Origin of the sequence: Formivibrio citricus (assembly GCF_900115065.1) — a bacterium.
GTDB classification, from domain to species: Bacteria; Pseudomonadota; Gammaproteobacteria; order Burkholderiales; family Chitinibacteraceae; genus Formivibrio; species Formivibrio citricus.
On record NZ_FOVE01000012.1, the window covers coordinates 85252 to 101351 of the forward strand.

Sequence of the window (16100 nt, forward strand, 5' to 3'; positions counted from 1 at the left end):
GTGGCGCAGTGTTTTTGATGCGGGTTTCCGCCCCGCCTACGGGAAAGGGGAATTGTCTCGCCAATTCCCTTTCATCCCCAAGGCGACCCCGCCTTGGAAACCCCTGAACAATTGCTGCGAAGGCGCATGGCGGCGTCGCGCGGTGCTCGAAATCCTCATGTATACCCACATACATTGCGGTTTCTGCGCTCCGGGCTCCTTGCCCTGTACCTTCTCGCCGACTTGTTCAGCGTTTCCCTTGCGGCCCTCCGGGCTACCCTCGGTCGGTCGCGAGCCCGGGTCTCGCTCCGCTTCCTCGGCGCTGGCTGAGGGGATGAGGAAAGTCGTCTGCCATGGCGAGGGTCTGTGGGAGCGGATGCAATCCGCGAAGGAGTTGTTCAATAAAACAGCGCGCTGCCGAGGCGCATCCATGCCCTATCGCTTCAAGTGTTTATCAAGAAAATCCAGAATTTTGGCCGCGTTTGCAGGTGCGTCGAATTTCGGGCCGCCATGTCCTGCGTCAAGTGTTTCGAAAACAACTTTGTCCTGACCAATGGTGGAGACGAGCTTTTCGGCCAGCTGTTTTGATTGCGTAATCGGCACATTGCGGTCGGCTGCGCCATGCTGGATATACATCGGTGGAGTTTTTGCTCCAACATGGGTGATCGGATTGGCGAGAGCGGCAAGCGGTTGCGCTTCGGGTGTGCCCACGGTTTTGCCAAGGTATCTCGATTCAAACGAATTTGGTGAACTCGTCAGTCCCATCACTCCCGATGTGCCCTGCGCTGCGAATTGCGCATCCATGGTTGTGAAATCCAATGGGCCAAACCAATCCACTGCAGCCTGTACCGCATCGGAAACGTCAGCATGGCCCAATGCAGGATCCGTGAGTGCTGCGACACCGGCAGAAGTTGCTGCAAGCGCAGAAAGGTTGCCACCCGCCGAACCGCCCCAGGTTGCAAAACGATTCGAATCCAACCGGTACTGCGCGGCGTTGGCTCGCAGGAAGCGTATTGCTGCTTTCACATCATTGATGGCCGCCGGGAATTTTGCTTCGCCGCTCAGACGGTAATCGATGGATGCTACGGCATAGCCACGCTTCAATCCCTCCAGCATCGGGGCGATGTTGCCCGATTTCTTGCCAAGCGCAAAACCACCGCCGTGTATTTCAATGATCAAAGGGAACGGTTCGGCGCCTTCGTTAGGCAGGTAAAGGTCAAGCTTTTGCGAAGGCGATGTTTTTGCATAGGCAACATCAAGATGTTGGGTCTTGATCCATGAGGTGTCGGCCTTGACTGGTCTCGTCGGCATGACGCCCTGTTCTGGCAAAGGGGGCAGATTGCTGCTCGGGACTGTACACGCGACAGAGATGCATGCGACCGAAGCCAGCAAAAACATCGGGGGGATTTTTTTCATTTTTTCCATTCCTGTATTTTTTGAAAAATGTACCAGTAAAAACAGGACAGGAAACAGGCCCGTGGTGGAGATTTTCAGTTTTTTACGAATCCCTCTGAATAGCCGCCGAAAAGCAACCCAGCGCCTGCCTCTACACTCTCAACAACGCCTCCCGCCCCGGCAGCCAGCGGTCCAGATGCCGGATCGCGATTTCCGGCGCATGGGCGAGCAGGTGTTGGGCGGTTTCGCGGGCGGCTTCCAGCAGGTCGGTGTCGGCTTCGAGGTCGGCGAAGCGCAGCATGGCTGCGCCGGATTGGCGTATGCCGACGAGTTCGCCGGGGCCGCGGATTTGTAAATCCTGGCGGGCGATTTCGAAGCCGTCGGTGGTGTCGCGGATGACCTTGAGCCGGGTTTGGGCGAGTTCGGAGAGCGGGGCGGCGTAGAGCAGCACGCAGAAGGATGCATGCTGACCGCGCCCGACCCGGCCGCGCAACTGGTGCAGTTGCGCCAGCCCCATGCGTTCGGCGTGCTCAATCACCATCAGGCTGGCGTTGGGGACATCGACGCCCACTTCGATGACGGTGGTGGCGACCAGTACCTGGATTTCGTTTTTCTGGAAGGCGGCCATCACGGCGGCTTTTTCGGCGGGTTTCAGGCGCCCGTGTACCAGCCCGACCCGGATGCCTTCGAGTTCTTCCGAAAGCTGCGCATGGGTATCGACGGCGGTTTGCAGTTGCAGCGCTTCCGATTCCTCGATCAGCGGGCAGACCCAATACACCTGCCGCCCTTCCTGAACCTTGGCGGCGATGCGGCTGATGATCTCGTCGCGCCGCGCATCCGATACCAGCTTTGTGACGATGGGCGTGCGGCCGGGCGGGAGTTCGTCGATTACGCTGACATCCAGATCGGCGTAGAAGCTCATCGCCAGCGTGCGGGGAATCGGCGTCGCGCTCATCATCAATTGGTGCGGGCTGCCGCCCTTGCTGCGCAGGGCCAGGCGCTGCGCGACACCGAAGCGGTGCTGTTCGTCCACGATCACGAGGCCCAGCCGCTCGAATGCGACCTCCTGCTGGAACAGCGCGTGCGTACCGACGATGAGTTGCGCGCGGCCTTCAAGCGCATCGGCGAGCGCGGCTTTCTTGTCCTTCGATTTCAGACTGCCGGTCAGCCAGGCCACCTGGATATCCAGTGGCGCGAGCCAATCCGCGAGCTTGCGGAAATGCTGTTCGGCGAGGATTTCGGTCGGCGCCATCAGGGCCACCTGCCAGCCTGCTTCGATGGCGGCGCAGGCCGCGAGTGCGGCAACCACCGTCTTGCCCGCGCCCACGTCGCCTTGCAACAGACGCTGCATCGGGTGCGGCTCTCCCAGGTCGGCGTTGATCTCGGCCAGCACCTTTTGCTGCGCGCGGGTCAGGCCGAAGGGCAGGGCAGCGAGCAGTTTCGCAGCCAGTTCGCCCTTGGCGCGGATCACCGGCGCGTTCTGTTCGCGCCGCGCCGCGCGGGCCATGCGCAGGCTTAATTGTTGCGCCAGCAGTTCGTCGAATTTCAGCCGCCGCCAGGCCGGATGTGTGCGCTCGCGCAGCAGTATTTGCGGTACATCGGGCGGCGGGTTGTGCAGCAGGCGCACGCTGCCGGCGAAGTCGGGCAGGTTGAGCGGGTCGATGACCGAGGCGGGCAGGGTATCGGCCAGGTTGCAGCTTTTCAGTGCCTGGCCGATGTATTTGACGAGCTGGAATTGCGGCAGGCCGGCGGTGGTCGGGTAGACCGGCGTCAGTGATTCGTTGAGTTCGTTGTGCTTGCCGACCACGCGAATCTTCGGGTGCACCATCTCGTCGCCCCAAAAACCGCGCCGTATCTCGCCGAAAAGACGCACACGTTTGCCAACCGCCAGTTGTTTGGCTGCACTCGGGTAGAAGTTGAGCAGGCGCACCACCAGCGTGCCCGAAGCATCGGCCACGCGAGCCACCAGTTGCTTGCGCGGCTTGTACTGCACCTCGCAGCTTTGCACTTCGCCTTCGACCAGTACCTGCGTGCCGACCGGCGCATCGGTGATCGGCCAGAGGTGCGTTTCGTCCTCGTAGCGCAGCGGCAGGTGCAGCACAAAATCAAAAGCCCGCCCGATGCCGATCTTGGCGAGCTGGCTTTGGAGCTTGGGAGTAAGGGCAGCAAAATCCATGGATGGCGATTAGAACGATCGTTCTTGTTGCTGCCACTGTAGCGGGTTTGGCGGGAGATTGCCAGTGTTTCAGGTGTTGGGTATTGGGCGCAATGCGCCGCGCATTTATTACTGCCGGGCTGGCTTGGCCGGGCGCATGCCGTGCTTTTCCAGAATGGCTTTTACTTTGCCTTCCTTGATCAATGCCTTTACCGCGTTGTTGAACTGGATGGCCTGTTGTTCGCTGACTTTCTTGCGCGATAATCCGATGGTGAACTGTATTTTTTGCAGATCGCCAACCAGCTTCAAGTTCGTGATTTTTTCTTCTTTGAGCAGCGACAGGCCTACTTCACGGTTGACCAGTACCAATGCTTTATCGCCATACCGACCGCCAATCAGCTTTTTGATGGCTGTCAGGTTGGCTACTTCGATAACGATGTTGGTTTTTCCTTGTGCGACGTTTTCCAGGGCTTTGGATGTGGCTGATGGCCCGTATACGCCTACCGTGTAGCCATTCAGATCCTCAACTCGCTGGTAACTGAATTGGCTCGAAACGGGCGCAAAAAACGAATAGGCGGTGTCGAGGATGGGTTCGGACAAATAGAAGGCTTTTTCCCGTTCCGGTGTTTTTGCAACGCCGAACAAACCGCTGACCTGGCCTTCTTCAGCCATGCGCAGTGCGCGCCGCCATGGAAAAATTTCCATCGTGCATTCGACTTTTAGCCTGTCGCACGCAGCCTGGACTATGTCTGCAAAAGGCCCTGCGACCTTGCCGTTTTCCTTGTAGCTGTATGGATGAAACGGCTCGGTCACCCAGAGCATGGGGGCAGCTATCGTGCTTGAAGAGCAAACCAGACCAAGCAACAAACCCGCCAGATGTTGTCGTTTCACGAGGTAGACCCTTGTCGAAATTTGCACCGGAAGATGTGCGCGGCTTTATCGCGCAATTTACTACTTACCGCCCCGCCAGCATCTTCTGTTTTTCTTCCATCTTGCGTTTGATCTCCGGCAGCATTGCCAGCACGGCTTTTTCGCCTTCAAGAATCGCGACATTTTTCTGGTCGAAGTCCGCCGAGCCGATCTTGCCGACCTTGGGGCGGATCACGATGTCGGCGCGGGCGAGTTCCTGCTCTCCGAGCTTCTGGCCCATGATGGCGATGGACTGGTTGACGGTGCCCAAGAGGTTTTTGGCGTTGCCGTCGGCAGCCTTTTTCGAGATATCCACGGCGATCACGAAATCCGCGCCCATTTCGCGCGCGGAATCGACCGGGACCGGGCTGACCACGCCGCCGTCCACGTACTTGATGCCGTCGATCTCGACCGGCTCGAATACGCCGGGGATGCTGGACGAGGCGCGTACGGCTTGTCCGACGTTGCCGTGGTTAAAAGCGATGCGCTCGCCGTTGTCGAGCCGCGTGGCGACTGCGGCGAAAGGTTTGCCGAGTTTTTCCAGCGTGCGGTCATGCAGCAGCTTGTTCACGTAGTTCTGCAGTTTTTCGCCCTTGATGATGCCGCCGCTGAAGAGGCGTACGTCGCGGATCTGCGCTTCGTCCAGGCCGAAAGCGCGCTCCTGCAGGGCGAAGGCATCCATGCCGCCCGCGTACAGGCTGCCGACCACGCTGCCGGCGCTGGTGCCGGTGACCACGTCGGCCTGGATACCGTGCGCTTCAAGCATCTTGATCACGCCGATGTGGGCAAAGCCCTTGGCTGCACCGCCGCCCAGCGCCAGCCCGACCTTGAGCTTGGGCAGCGGTTTGGCTTGCTGCTGGGGCGGGTTGGATACGCAGGCGCTCAGCAGGAGCAGCGGCAGCAGGGCAGTGAGGAATAACTTTTTCATGGTTCTATCAACTCCAGGGCGGTGACGATGGCGGTCTGGCCGTCGCAACGCCATTTCACGTCAAAATCATACAGCCGCACGCCGTACAGGCGTTGCGGATCGTCGGCATACGCCGGGCGCGGGTCTTGCGCCAATACTTCCCCGATCAGCTCGATCAGGTGGGGGTAACGGGTTTGGGCGGCTTGGCAGGCGCCCATGGCCTCATCGCTGAAGGTCACGGCCAGTTGTTGCGGTGGCCCATCGACAAACCCGCCGCGCGCTTCCGGCTGGCTTTCCACGAAGGGAATGTAGGGCTTGATGTCGAGGATCGGCGTGCCGTCGACCAGATCGACACCCCTGAAGCGCAGCACCACGCCGTTGGCGGTGTCGACGCCGTCGAGTTCGACCAGCGAGAGGCCGATGGGGTTGGGGCGGAACGGCGCGCGGCTCGCGAACACGCCGACGCGCTTGTTGCCGCCCAACCGCGGCGGACGTACGGTGGGGCTCCAGTTGCCCACGGTTTCGTGGAATACGAACGTGAGCCAGACATGTGAAAACGCCTCAAGTCCGCGCACGCTCTCCGGCCGGTCGAACGGCGGCAACAGGCGCAGTTCGCCCACGGCATGCGGCGCAAGACGCGGCTGGCGCGGAATGCCGAACTTGTCCGGAAACGGGGTGGACAGATAGCCGATGGGCGGAAAGGTGAACGAGTCAGTCACGGGCGGGCGGGGCGGAGGGTGTTGCGCAAAAATGCAATTGTGCCAAATAGTTGGCATCTTCCCAAGGGTATTCGTGACGATGGCTTGCCAGATGCCCGCCAAGGCCGGAAACTACCGGCCTCTTGTTTTGACTGGGCGAAGATCATGGCTTTCTATATCCGTTCCGAAAACGTCCCCGAACTGGCAGGGCTTTCCAAGTGGGAGCGCCGCGTGATGCTGCGCGGGACTTTCATGAAGGAGCGCGCGCTGTCCACGCTGGTGCTGCTGGGTGTGGTGCTGGTTTCGGTGAGTTACCTGTTCAACCCGTTGTTGCAGTCCTTCGCGCCGCAATTGCGCAACAATTCCTTCCCCTACATGGTGATCCTGCTGGCTTGGCTGTTCCTGCTGATGTGGGTGCGCGACGTGGTGATGATGAACCTGCTGCGCCGGAAGATCGCCGCCAAGCGGGCGGTGCAGGCTGCAAAGCAGCAATCTGGATCGGATACCACAGAGTAACGCGATATAATTCGCGATTGACCGAAATTTAATTGGCAGGACACTCTCATGCGCACTTCGCAACTTTACCTTTCCACGCTCAAGGAAGCCCCGGCCGAGGCCGAGCTGATCTCCCACAAGCTGATGCTGCGCGCCGGCATCATCAAACGTCTGGGGTCGGGCCTGTATACCTGGATGCCGCTGGGTCTGCGCATCCTGCGCAAGGTGGAGAACATCGTGCGCGAGGAAATGAACCGCTCCGGCGCGCAGGAATTGCTGATGCCGGCGGTGCAGCCTGCCGAGCTGTGGCAGGAAACCGGGCGCTGGGAAGTGTTCGGCCCGCAGATGCTCAAGATCAAGGATCGCCACGAGCGCGATTTCTGCTTCGGCCCGACGCACGAAGAAGTGATTACCGACATCGCGCGCACCGAGCTGCGTTCCTACAAGCAGTTGCCGATGAATTTCTACCAGATCCAGACCAAGTTCCGTGACGAGATTCGCCCGCGTTTCGGCGTGATGCGCGCACGTGAATTCATGATGAAGGATGCCTATTCCTTCCATGCCAATTTCGAAAGCCTGGAAGCGACCTACGCGGTCATGCACCAGACCTACAGCGCCATCTTCAGCCGTCTGGGCCTGAAGTTCCGCGCCGTGGCGGCCGATACCGGCGCGATTGGCGGCTCCGGCAGCCATGAATTCCATGTGCTGGCCGATGCGGGCGAGGATTTGCTCGCCTACTGCCCGGATTCCGATTACGCCGCCAACGTCGAGCTGGCCGAGGCGCTGGCTCCGGATCACCTGCGTGCCCGCGCGCTGGAAGAAATGCACGAAGTCGCCACGCCGGGCAAGATCGCCTGCGAGGATGTCGCCGAATTCCTGGGGCTGCCGCTGGACAAGACCGTCAAGGCGATTGCCGTGGTCAACGATGCCAACGTGTTCCACCTGCTGCTCTTGCGCGGCGATCACAACCTCAACGAAGTGAAGACCAACAAGGTCGAAGGGCTGGCGACGTTCCGCTTTGCGACCGAAGCCGAAGTTGAAGCGGCGCTTGGCTGCCGCCCCGGTTACATCGGCCCGGTCGGCATTCCGGAAACGGTGCGCGTCGTGGCCGACCGTACGGTGTTTGCCATGAGCGATTTCGTCTGCGGCGCCAACAAGCCGGGCTACCACCTCAAGGGCGTGAACTTCCTGCGCGATTTGCCCGATCCCGCAGTCGTGGCCGACATCCGCAACGTGGTCGCCGGCGACCCGAGCCCGGACGGCAAGGGCAAGCTGGAGCTGTGCCGCGGGATCGAAGTGGGCCACATCTTCCAGTTGCGCACCAAGTATTCCGAATCCATGAACTGCCTGTTCACCGATCAGGATGGCCAGCAAAAGGTCATGGAAATGGGCTGCTACGGCATCGGCGTATCGCGTGTCGTCGCTGCAGCCATCGAGCAGGGGCATGACGACAAGGGCATCAAGTTCCCGTCCGCGCTGGCACCGTTTACCGTCTGCATCGTGCCGATGGGCTACCACCGTTCCGAGACCGTGCGCGCTGCTGCCGATGCGCTGTACCTGAAGCTGGTGGCTGCCGGCGTCGACGTGCTGCTCGACGACCGCAACGAGCGCCCCGGCTCGATGTTCGCCGACATGGAACTGATTGGCATCCCGCATCGCCTGACCATCGGCGACAAGGGCCTGGCCGAAGGCATGATCGAATACGTGGCGCGCAGCGGTGGCGACATGGAAAAGATTGCGCTGGATACCGCGGTCGATTGTGTCCGCGGAAAACTGGCCGCCTGATCCCGGATGAAAATTAGCAGGCTGATTGCAGGAAGCCTGCTCCTCCTGTTTGCCGCACTGGCCCATGCCGGTGCGCAAAAGGAGGAGGCGCTTTCCTCGTCCGTGCAAACCGCGATGCAGCGCTCGATCAACGATGCGTTGCAGCCGAAACTGATGTTTGCGAACGAGGCCGAAGGCCAGGCCTGGCTGGAGGCGATGTCTGCGCGCATTGCCAAGCGGGTGCCGGACGCATTCATGCGCAAGCGCCTGCTGACCGCCATTCACTACGAGGCCACGCGGGCCGGGCTCGATCCGCAACTGGTGCTGGGTCTGATTTATGTCGAGAGCGGTTTCAACCGCTATGCCGTATCCAGTGTTGGCGCTCGCGGCCTGATGCAGGTCATGCCGTTCTGGGTGCGCCAGATCGGTCACAGCCGGCACAATCTCTTCGACGTGCATACCAACCTGCGTTTCGGTTGCACCATCCTGCGCCATTATCTGGACATCGAAAACGGCGATCTTTTCCGTGCCTTGGGCCGTTACAACGGTAGTCTTGGACGTGCCGAGTATCCCAACGCCGTGCACGCGGCCTGGAAAAAGTTTTTTGCCTGGGACGGGCAGGGCAAATCCTTGCCATTGCGCTGAGTCGCTCGGTTCAGGTCTTTTTCACGTTGTGGTATTGCGGGCATCTTTTGTATCTTGCGGGAGCAAAAACCACTTCGTTTCGCTAAGTTTGGTCAAGAAAACTTTAGCTTCACGACAGCTTTCACGGCTTCGGGCGGATAATGCCGCATCCGGACAAAGAAAAAGAAAAAACGATGATTTTGCAAAAAACCAAATGGTGGGGCGGGTTGCTGCTGATTTCTCTTCCCCTTGCCTTCGGTGCCTGGCTGGTGGGATTCCCCGCTGCCTTTCTGGTTGGCGCGATGGTCGGCGCCATCGTTTACAGCCTTACCGTTGCGACCAAGGTCCGGGTGCCGCGGCCGGTTTTTGTCTGTGTGCAGGCAGTGCTCGGCTGCGCCGTGGCGCGTGCCATCACTTCCTCGTTTCTGGATTCCGTTACCCGCAGCGGCGCGATCATGCTGCTCGTGGTTCTGGCCACGATCATGGCCGGTGCGCTGGTGGGGTGGGTGCTGGTGCGTTACGGCGCGTTGCCGGGGACTACGGCGGCCTGGGGGTCTTCTCCGGGCGGTGCTTCCGCGATGGTGGCCATGGCAGAAGAATATGGCGCCGATACCCGTCTGGTCGCGTTCATGCAGTATCTGCGCGTGGTCATGGTCGTGCTGACGGCCACGCTGGTTTCCCAGTTCCTGCTGGGGGCGACGGCTGCTTCCTCTTCCGCGCCGTCCTTCTCTTCCCTGTTCGCCGCAACGCCATTGGTACCCACGCTGCAAACGCTGGGGATCGCCGTGGCGGGCGGCTTGCTCGGCAAATGGTCGAGGATTCCTTCCGGGGCGCTGCTGGTCACCATGCTTCTGGGTGGGGTTCTGCACGCCATGGGGGTGGATATCGTCCTGCCCGCCTGGCTGCTTGCCCTGGCCAACGTGGCGCTGGGATGGTATGTCGGCCTGGGGTTCGATCGCAGCATCCTGCGTTACGTGTTCAAGGCCATTCCCCAATTGCTGCTGTCGACTTTTCTTCTGATCGGCATGTGCGGTTTTTCGAGTTGGGTTCTGACGAGGTTCGTCGGCCTTGATCCGTTGACTGCTTTCCTCGCTACGAGCCCCGGCGGGCTGGATTCGGTCGTGGTGATTGCGCTTGGAAGCAAGGTGGATTTCTCGTTCATCGTGGCAGTGCAGACCCTGCGCCTTTTCATGGTGATCCTGATCGGGCCGTTCATTGCCAAATGGCTTTGCCGGTTTGCTCGCTCCCCGTCCGCGCATTGATCCCGGCTTGTTTTTGCCGGATAACGTTCCATACTGAATTGTCCTTGGCAGGCTGGGGGAAAAACAGCCTGAGCATCGTTCTATCCGGTACGGCCGGGAGAAACGCATGAAAATCAAAAATACCTTTTTGTTTGCTGATGCTGTTTCGCGTCAGACGTTGCCTGATGCTTGATTCGGATAGAGTAATCAGCCTTCTCACTACCCAATTAGGAGCGTAATCACCATGTCTACCGTTATGCTGAATGGTATCCCTGTCAGTGTCGGAGGGCGGTTTCCGCGAGTTGGAGATACTGCCAACAGCTTCATGCTGGTCGATACCAGCCTGAAGGATATCCCCCTGTCCAAATTTTGGGGACAACGCAAGTTGATCGCTGTTGTTCCCAGTCTGGATGCGGCCATCGGCCTGACCATAGCCCGCAAACTTGAAGGGCTTGCCAGTGAAATCGACAATCTGGTGGCCATGACCGTATCCGTCGATACGCCCTACGCGCTGTCACGGATTGGCGAAGCAGAAGGGTTTCGCAAGGTTCAACTGCTTTCCACGCTGCGTGGCCGCGATTTCCACAAGGATTACGGTGTGATGATCACCGATGTGCCGCTGTCGGGTTTGATGGCGACTGCACTGATTACGCTCGATGTGAACGACGAGGTGCTTTATGCCGAGTTGGTGACGGATATCAATTCCGAACCCAACTATCAGGAGGCGGTGGAGCCGTTGTTGCCGCCGGAAGAAAAAGCCTGAGAACTTGTCACGATCTTGCTGCGAGGCCGGCTTTGCCGGCCTCGTTTTTTCTGCCGCAATCCGGAAAATCAAGCGTCCCGGTATTGCTTCATCAGCTTCACGTAGTTGTTGGCCGAATAGGCAAAGCCGGCGAGCTCTCCTTCGCTGAGGGGGCGGATTTCCTTGACCGGACTGCCCACATAGAGATAGCCGGAACGCAAAACCTTGCCCGGCGGAACCAGCGAACCGGCGCCGACCATGACCCGGTCTTCGATGACTGCACGGTCGAGCACGATGGCCCCCATGCCGATCAGGCAGTCATTGCCGATGGTGCAGCCGTGCAGGATCACGGCATGACCCACGGTGACCCGGTCGCCGATGATCAATGGCGCGCCGGCCGGATCGCTCTCGCTCTTGTGCGTGACATGCAGCGTAGAGTTGTCCTGGATGTTGCTTTCCTTGCCGATGCGGATGAAGTTCACGTCGCCACGTGCCGCAACATTGGGCCACACCGACGAATTTTCGCCGATGCTGATCTCGCCGATGACCTGCGCGCTCTCATGCACCCAGGCGCCGGATTCCAGTTTGGGTTCGATGTCGTTGAATTTCCCGATTGCCATTGCTGTTCCTTGCTAGTAATTTGCCAACCCTGCACAAATATAGGCTGTAGAGCCATTTTACCCGAGACCCGATAGCCATGACCGAAGTAACCAATCCCCTGCTCGATTTTTCCGGCCTGCCGCGTTACGACGAGATCCGGCCCGAGCACATTACCCCGGCGCTCGATACGTTGCTGGAAACAAGCCGCCAGGCAGTGGCGCAGGCCGAATCCACGGATAACCCGACGTGGGAGAGTTTTGTTGCGCCGGTTGAGGTCGCGCTGGAAAGGCTTGGAAGGGCCTGGGGAATCGCCGGGCATATGGAAAGCGTGGTCAATACGCCTGAGTTGCGCGAAGCCTACAACGCCAACATCGCGCGCATTTCCAATTTCTATACCGAGCTGGGCCAGAACGAAAAGCTCTACGCGGGCTACAAGCTTCTCGCCGCAGCACCGGAGTTCGCGCATTACAGCCAGGCACGCAAGACAATTGTCGAACATGCCCTGCGTGATTTCAGGCTGTCCGGCGCCGAACTCGCCCCTGAGCAGAAAACGCGGTTCATGGAGATTTCCGAGCGGCTTTCCGAGCTGACCAATCGCTTTTCGCAGAACCTGCTCGATGCGACCGACAGCTACGCGGCCTATATCGACGATGTACGCCGACTCAAGGGCCTGCCGCCCGATAACCTCGCTGCTGCGCGTGCGGCGGCCGAAGCCGATCACTTCAACGGCTACAAACTCACCCTCAAGGCCCCGAGCTATATTCCGGCCATGCAGTATCTGGATGACCGGGCCTTGCGCGAACAGCTTTATGTGGCCTATGTCACGCGCGCATCCGAGTTCGACCGCATGAAGTGGGACAACGGCCCGCTGATCGACGAGATACTGAAACTGCGCCAGGAAGGCGCGCAAATGCTCGGCTTCAAGACTTTCGGCGAGGAATCGCTTGCGACCAAGATGGCTGAATCGCCCGAGGCCGTGCTGCAATTCCTGCGCGATCTGGCCGTGCGCGCCAGGCCTTTCATGCTGCAGGACAGGGCCGAGATGTCGGGCTGGGCCATGGAGCGTCTGGGAATCAAGGGGCTGGAACCGTGGGATCTGGCTTATGTGGCCGAAAAGATTCGCGAGGAGAAATATGCATTTTCGGAGCAGGAGGTGAAGCAGTATTTCACCGAGCCGACCGTGCTCTCCGGCCTGTTCCACCTGATCGAAACCCTCTACGGATTGCGCTTCGAAGAAGCCAGCGCGCCGGTCTGGCATCCGGATGTGAAGTATTTTGAACTGAAGAATGCCGACGGTTCGCTGGTCGGCGGTCTGTATCTTGACCTGTATGCGCGCGCCGCCAAGCAGGGCGGGGCATGGATGAACGACGTGCGCGGGCGCAAGAAGCTCGCCGATGGCAGTATCCAGACGCCGGTGGCGCTGGTGGTCTGCAATTTCGCATCGGGAGTGGACGGCAAGCCGGCGCTGTTGCCGCACGACGACGTGATCACCCTATTCCACGAATTCGGCCATGCGCTGCATCACCTGCTGACCGAAGTCGATGAGCTGGACGTATCCGGCATCAGTGGCGTGGAATGGGATGCGGTCGAGCTGCCCAGCCAGTTCATGGAAAACTTCTGCTGGGAATGGAGCGTGCTGCCCAAGCTGACCAGGCATGTCGAAACCGGCGCGAGCCTGCCGAGGGAACTTTTCGGCAAGATGCTGGCGGCGAAGAACTTCCAGAGCGGCAGTGCCATGCTGCGCCAGCTGTATTTCTCTATTTTCGACATGGAACTGCACCAGAGCACCGAAGCGGTGGCCGTGCAGAAGCTGGCCATCGCCGTGCAGCGCGAGCTGGGCATCCCGCTGCCCCCGTTCTATAACCGCTTTCCGCAAAGCTTCAGCCATATCTTTGCCGGTGGCTACTCGGCCGGGTATTACAGCTACAAGTGGGCGGAAGTGTTGTCCGCCGATGCCTATGCGGCTTTTGAGGAGGAGGGCGTGCTCAATCCGGAAACCGGTGCGCGCTTCAGGCATGAGATTCTGGCGCGCGGCGGTGAGCGCCCGGCGCTGGAATCGTTCAAGGCTTTCCGCGGCCGTACTCCGCAGATCGATGCGCTGCTGCGGCATAACGGCCTGAGCGCGTGATGATCGAACGCAAAAGTCTGGAGCTTCTGGCCCCGGCCAAAAATCTGGAAACCGGGGTTGAGGCCATCAACCACGGTGCCGATGCGGTGTATATCGGAGGCCCGGCGTTCGGCGCACGCGCTGCGGCCGGCAATCCGGTGGAAGACATCGAAAAACTGGCCGCCCATGCGCACCGCTTTTCGGCTCGCGTGTACGTGACCTTCAATACCATCCTGTTCGATCACGAACTGGCCGAGGCCGAGCGGCTGGTGCGCCAACTGTACGAAGCCGGCGCCGACGCGCTGATCGTGCAGGATATGGGTTTGTTGCAGCTCGATCTGCCGCCGATCGCGCTGCATGCCAGCACGCAGACCGACAACCGCACGCCGGAGAAAGTCCGCTTCCTGCAGGATGCCGGGTTCTCGCAGGTGGTGCTGGCGCGCGAACTGTCGCTGGCGCAGATTCGCGAGATCGCCGACCAGACCCGGGTCAACCTGGAATTCTTCATCCACGGTGCGCTGTGTGTCAGTTACAGCGGGCAGTGCTATATCAGTCATGCCCAGACCGGGCGCAGCGCCAACCGCGGCGAGTGCGCCCAGCTCTGCCGTTTGCCGTGGACGCTGCTCGACGAAGCCGGGCAGGTGTTGGCGCAAGACCGGCACCTGCTTTCGCTCAAGGACATGAACCAGACCGCCAACCTGCGTGCACTGGTCGAAGCCGGCATCAGTTCGTTCAAGATCGAAGGGCGGCTCAAGGATGTTTCCTACGTCAAGAACGTGACCGCACATTACCGGCAGCAACTCGACCGCATTCTGGAAGACTTGCCGGACTATCGCCGCGCTTCCTGCGGGCGCTCCGAATTCTTCTTTACCCCGCAGCCGCAAAAGAGCTTCAACCGCGGATTCACCGATTATTTCCTGAACGAGCGGCAGACCGGAATCGGCTCGTTCCTGACCCCGAAGTTTGCCGGAGAGCCGGCGGGCAAGGTGGTACGGTTCGGGGCGGACTGGCTGGAAATCGACAGCCCGCTGGAATTCCATAACGGCGACGGAATCAGCTTCTTCAATATCAAGGACGAACTGGTTGGCGTGCGGATCAACCGGGTTGCGGGCGGGCGCTTGTACCCGGCAGAACCGGTGCCCGGCCTGCAAGCGGGCACGGCCATTTACCGGAACCTGGATCACGAATTCGAAAAACTGCTGACCGGGAAATCGGCGGAACGGCGCATCGATGTCGATTTGCGTCTGAGCGATACGGCAGACGGTTTTGTCTTGACGGTCACGGACGAGGAGGGCATTGGAGCGACAGCCTCAATGACTTGCCTCAAGGAGCCCGCCCGGGACGAAGCGCGTGCGCGCACGACGATTGCCGAGCAACTGTGCAAGCTTGGCAACACGATGTTCCGGGCAGGAAACATCCATCTGGATATTGCCTGCGGCTGGTTCATCCCGGTTTCTGCGCTCAACGCCTTGCGCCGGCAGGCTGTGGAGGCGCTGGAAGCGGCGCGGGCGGCTGCATATGTTCGCCCCGCCAAAGCAATGGCGCTTTCTCCCCCCGTTCGCCATCCGGAAAAGATGCTTTCCTGGCAGGGCAATGTCAGTAACCAGGCGGCACGAAGCTGGTATCTGGAGCATGGCGTCAACGAGGTAAGCGATGCCTACGAATGCAATCGCGAAACCGGGCAAGTCCCCTTGATGGTGACCAAGCATTGCCTGCGGCATGATTTCGGGGCTTGCCCCAAACAGGCAAAGGGCATTCGTCCGGAGCCGTGGCGGCTTGTGCGCGGGCAGGATGGCTATGCCTTGCGTTTCGACTGCAAGCGCTGCGAGATGCAGGTGCTGGGTGAACTGAAGAAGGTTCGAAGCAAGAAACACTGATATATAGCGTTATTTTTTGCGTGTCCAAGTAAAAACGGCCTCCCAGTTGGGAGGCCGTTGATTTTGCAGAATTATCTGCGCCGTTGTTTAGACGGTGAAGTGGATATGACCAAGCGCGAGGGCGGTCATGAGCCAGATGGCCGAGATACCGATGGCCGGGAGGATGGCGAACTTCTGCAGATCGCCGAACTCGACCTTGCCCAGACCCACGAGCAGGTAGGTGGAAGGCACCAGCGGGCTCAACAGGTGGGAACCTTGACCGATCAGGGCAGCGCGAGCCATTTCTTCGGCCGGAACGTTGTAGGCTGCAGCAGCCTTCACCAGCACCGGCAGCACGCCGAAGTAGAACGCATCGTTGGTCAGGAAGAAGGTACCCGGCAAGCTGATCACCGCAGTAATCACGGCGAAGTGCGGACCCCAGGCAGTCGGAATCGAAGAAATGATCACCTTCGACATGGCATCGATCATCTTGGTGCCAGCCATGATGCCCATGAAGACACCAGCCGCGAAGATCAGGGACACCACCGGCATCGCGTTGGCGCCGTTGGCGACGATGCGAGCACCTTGTTCCTTGGTCTTGTAGTTGATCATCAGGGCCAGAGCGGTA

The 16100-nt window shown here is 60.0% G+C and carries 14 protein-coding genes; 7 read left to right on the plus strand and 7 right to left on the minus strand.

Going from position 1 to position 16100, the window contains the following annotated elements; genetic code table 11:
- Positions 1-414 precede the first annotated feature (414 nt).
- The 5 genes from BMZ36_RS09095 to tsaA all read right to left on the minus strand — a co-directional run bounded on the left by BMZ36_RS09095 (position 415) and on the right by tsaA (position 6064).
- Positions 415-1395 carry an alpha/beta hydrolase gene (locus BMZ36_RS09095; RefSeq protein WP_218142684.1) on the minus strand — a complete coding sequence of 327 codons (981 nt, stop codon included), beginning with the start codon at positions 1393-1395 and terminating at the stop codon, positions 415-417.
- Positions 1396-1525: 130 nt separating this feature from the next.
- Complete coding sequence (gene recG, locus BMZ36_RS09100) at positions 1526-3550, minus strand: ATP-dependent DNA helicase RecG (protein WP_091194913.1); 2025 nt, start codon at positions 3548-3550, stop codon at positions 1526-1528.
- A 108-nt stretch (positions 3551-3658) separates the two neighbouring features.
- Entirely contained in the window at positions 3659-4420 is a 762-nt protein-coding gene (locus BMZ36_RS09105; RefSeq protein ID WP_143086013.1) for a substrate-binding periplasmic protein, read from the minus strand.
- Positions 4421-4484: 64 nt separating this feature from the next.
- The gene (locus BMZ36_RS09110) at positions 4485-5366 is read right to left on the minus strand and encodes a patatin-like phospholipase family protein (protein ID WP_091194917.1); all 882 of its coding nucleotides are present in this window, start codon (positions 5364-5366) and stop codon (positions 4485-4487) included.
- Positions 5363-6064, minus strand: a complete 702-nt coding sequence (gene tsaA, locus BMZ36_RS09115) for a tRNA (N6-threonylcarbamoyladenosine(37)-N6)-methyltransferase TrmO (protein ID WP_245747863.1) — start codon at positions 6062-6064, stop codon at positions 5363-5365. Before tsaA ends, BMZ36_RS09110 begins: the two co-directional genes overlap by 4 nt.
- Before the next feature lie 144 nt (positions 6065-6208).
- Here tsaA and BMZ36_RS09120 point away from each other — a divergent pair, with 144 nt between their 5' ends.
- The 5 genes from BMZ36_RS09120 (at position 6209) to tpx (ending at position 10930) form a co-directional block, all read left to right on the plus strand.
- Entirely contained in the window at positions 6209-6559 is a 351-nt protein-coding gene (locus BMZ36_RS09120) for a hypothetical protein (protein WP_091194920.1), read from the plus strand.
- A 48-nt stretch (positions 6560-6607) separates the two neighbouring features.
- Positions 6608-8323 carry a proline--tRNA ligase gene (locus tag BMZ36_RS09125; protein WP_091194923.1) on the plus strand — a complete coding sequence of 572 codons (1716 nt, stop codon included), beginning with the start codon at positions 6608-6610 and terminating at the stop codon, positions 8321-8323.
- A gap of 6 nt (positions 8324-8329) precedes the next feature.
- Positions 8330-8947 carry a lytic transglycosylase domain-containing protein gene (locus tag BMZ36_RS09130; protein ID WP_091194925.1) on the plus strand — a complete coding sequence of 206 codons (618 nt, stop codon included), beginning with the start codon at positions 8330-8332 and terminating at the stop codon, positions 8945-8947.
- A 173-nt stretch (positions 8948-9120) separates the two neighbouring features.
- Complete coding sequence (locus BMZ36_RS09135) at positions 9121-10188, plus strand: AbrB family transcriptional regulator (RefSeq protein ID WP_091194962.1); 1068 nt, start codon at positions 9121-9123, stop codon at positions 10186-10188.
- Between the two features lie 223 nt (positions 10189-10411).
- The gene (gene tpx / locus BMZ36_RS09140; protein ID WP_091194927.1) at positions 10412-10930 is read left to right on the plus strand and encodes a thiol peroxidase; all 519 of its coding nucleotides are present in this window, start codon (positions 10412-10414) and stop codon (positions 10928-10930) included.
- Between the two features lie 68 nt (positions 10931-10998).
- Here the strand turns inward: tpx and BMZ36_RS09145 are convergent, their stop codons facing one another.
- Positions 10999-11529 (minus strand): gamma carbonic anhydrase family protein, encoded by a 531-nt coding sequence (locus BMZ36_RS09145; protein WP_091194930.1) that lies wholly within the window; start codon positions 11527-11529, stop codon positions 10999-11001.
- Positions 11530-11606: 77 nt separating this feature from the next.
- On the opposite strand from BMZ36_RS09145, the gene BMZ36_RS09150 reads away from it, so the two are divergent.
- Positions 11607-13637 (plus strand): M3 family metallopeptidase, encoded by a 2031-nt coding sequence (locus BMZ36_RS09150; RefSeq protein WP_091194932.1) that lies wholly within the window; start codon positions 11607-11609, stop codon positions 13635-13637.
- Positions 13637-15493, plus strand: coding sequence for a peptidase U32 family protein (locus BMZ36_RS09155; RefSeq protein ID WP_091194935.1), 1857 nt, complete (start codon positions 13637-13639; stop codon positions 15491-15493). Before BMZ36_RS09150 ends, BMZ36_RS09155 begins: the two co-directional genes overlap by 1 nt.
- 87 nt (positions 15494-15580) lie before the next feature.
- Here BMZ36_RS09155 and BMZ36_RS09160 read toward each other — a convergent pair.
- The coding region (locus BMZ36_RS09160) for a transporter permease (protein WP_281242230.1) at positions 15581-16100 on the minus strand (520 nt) is incomplete at its 5' end.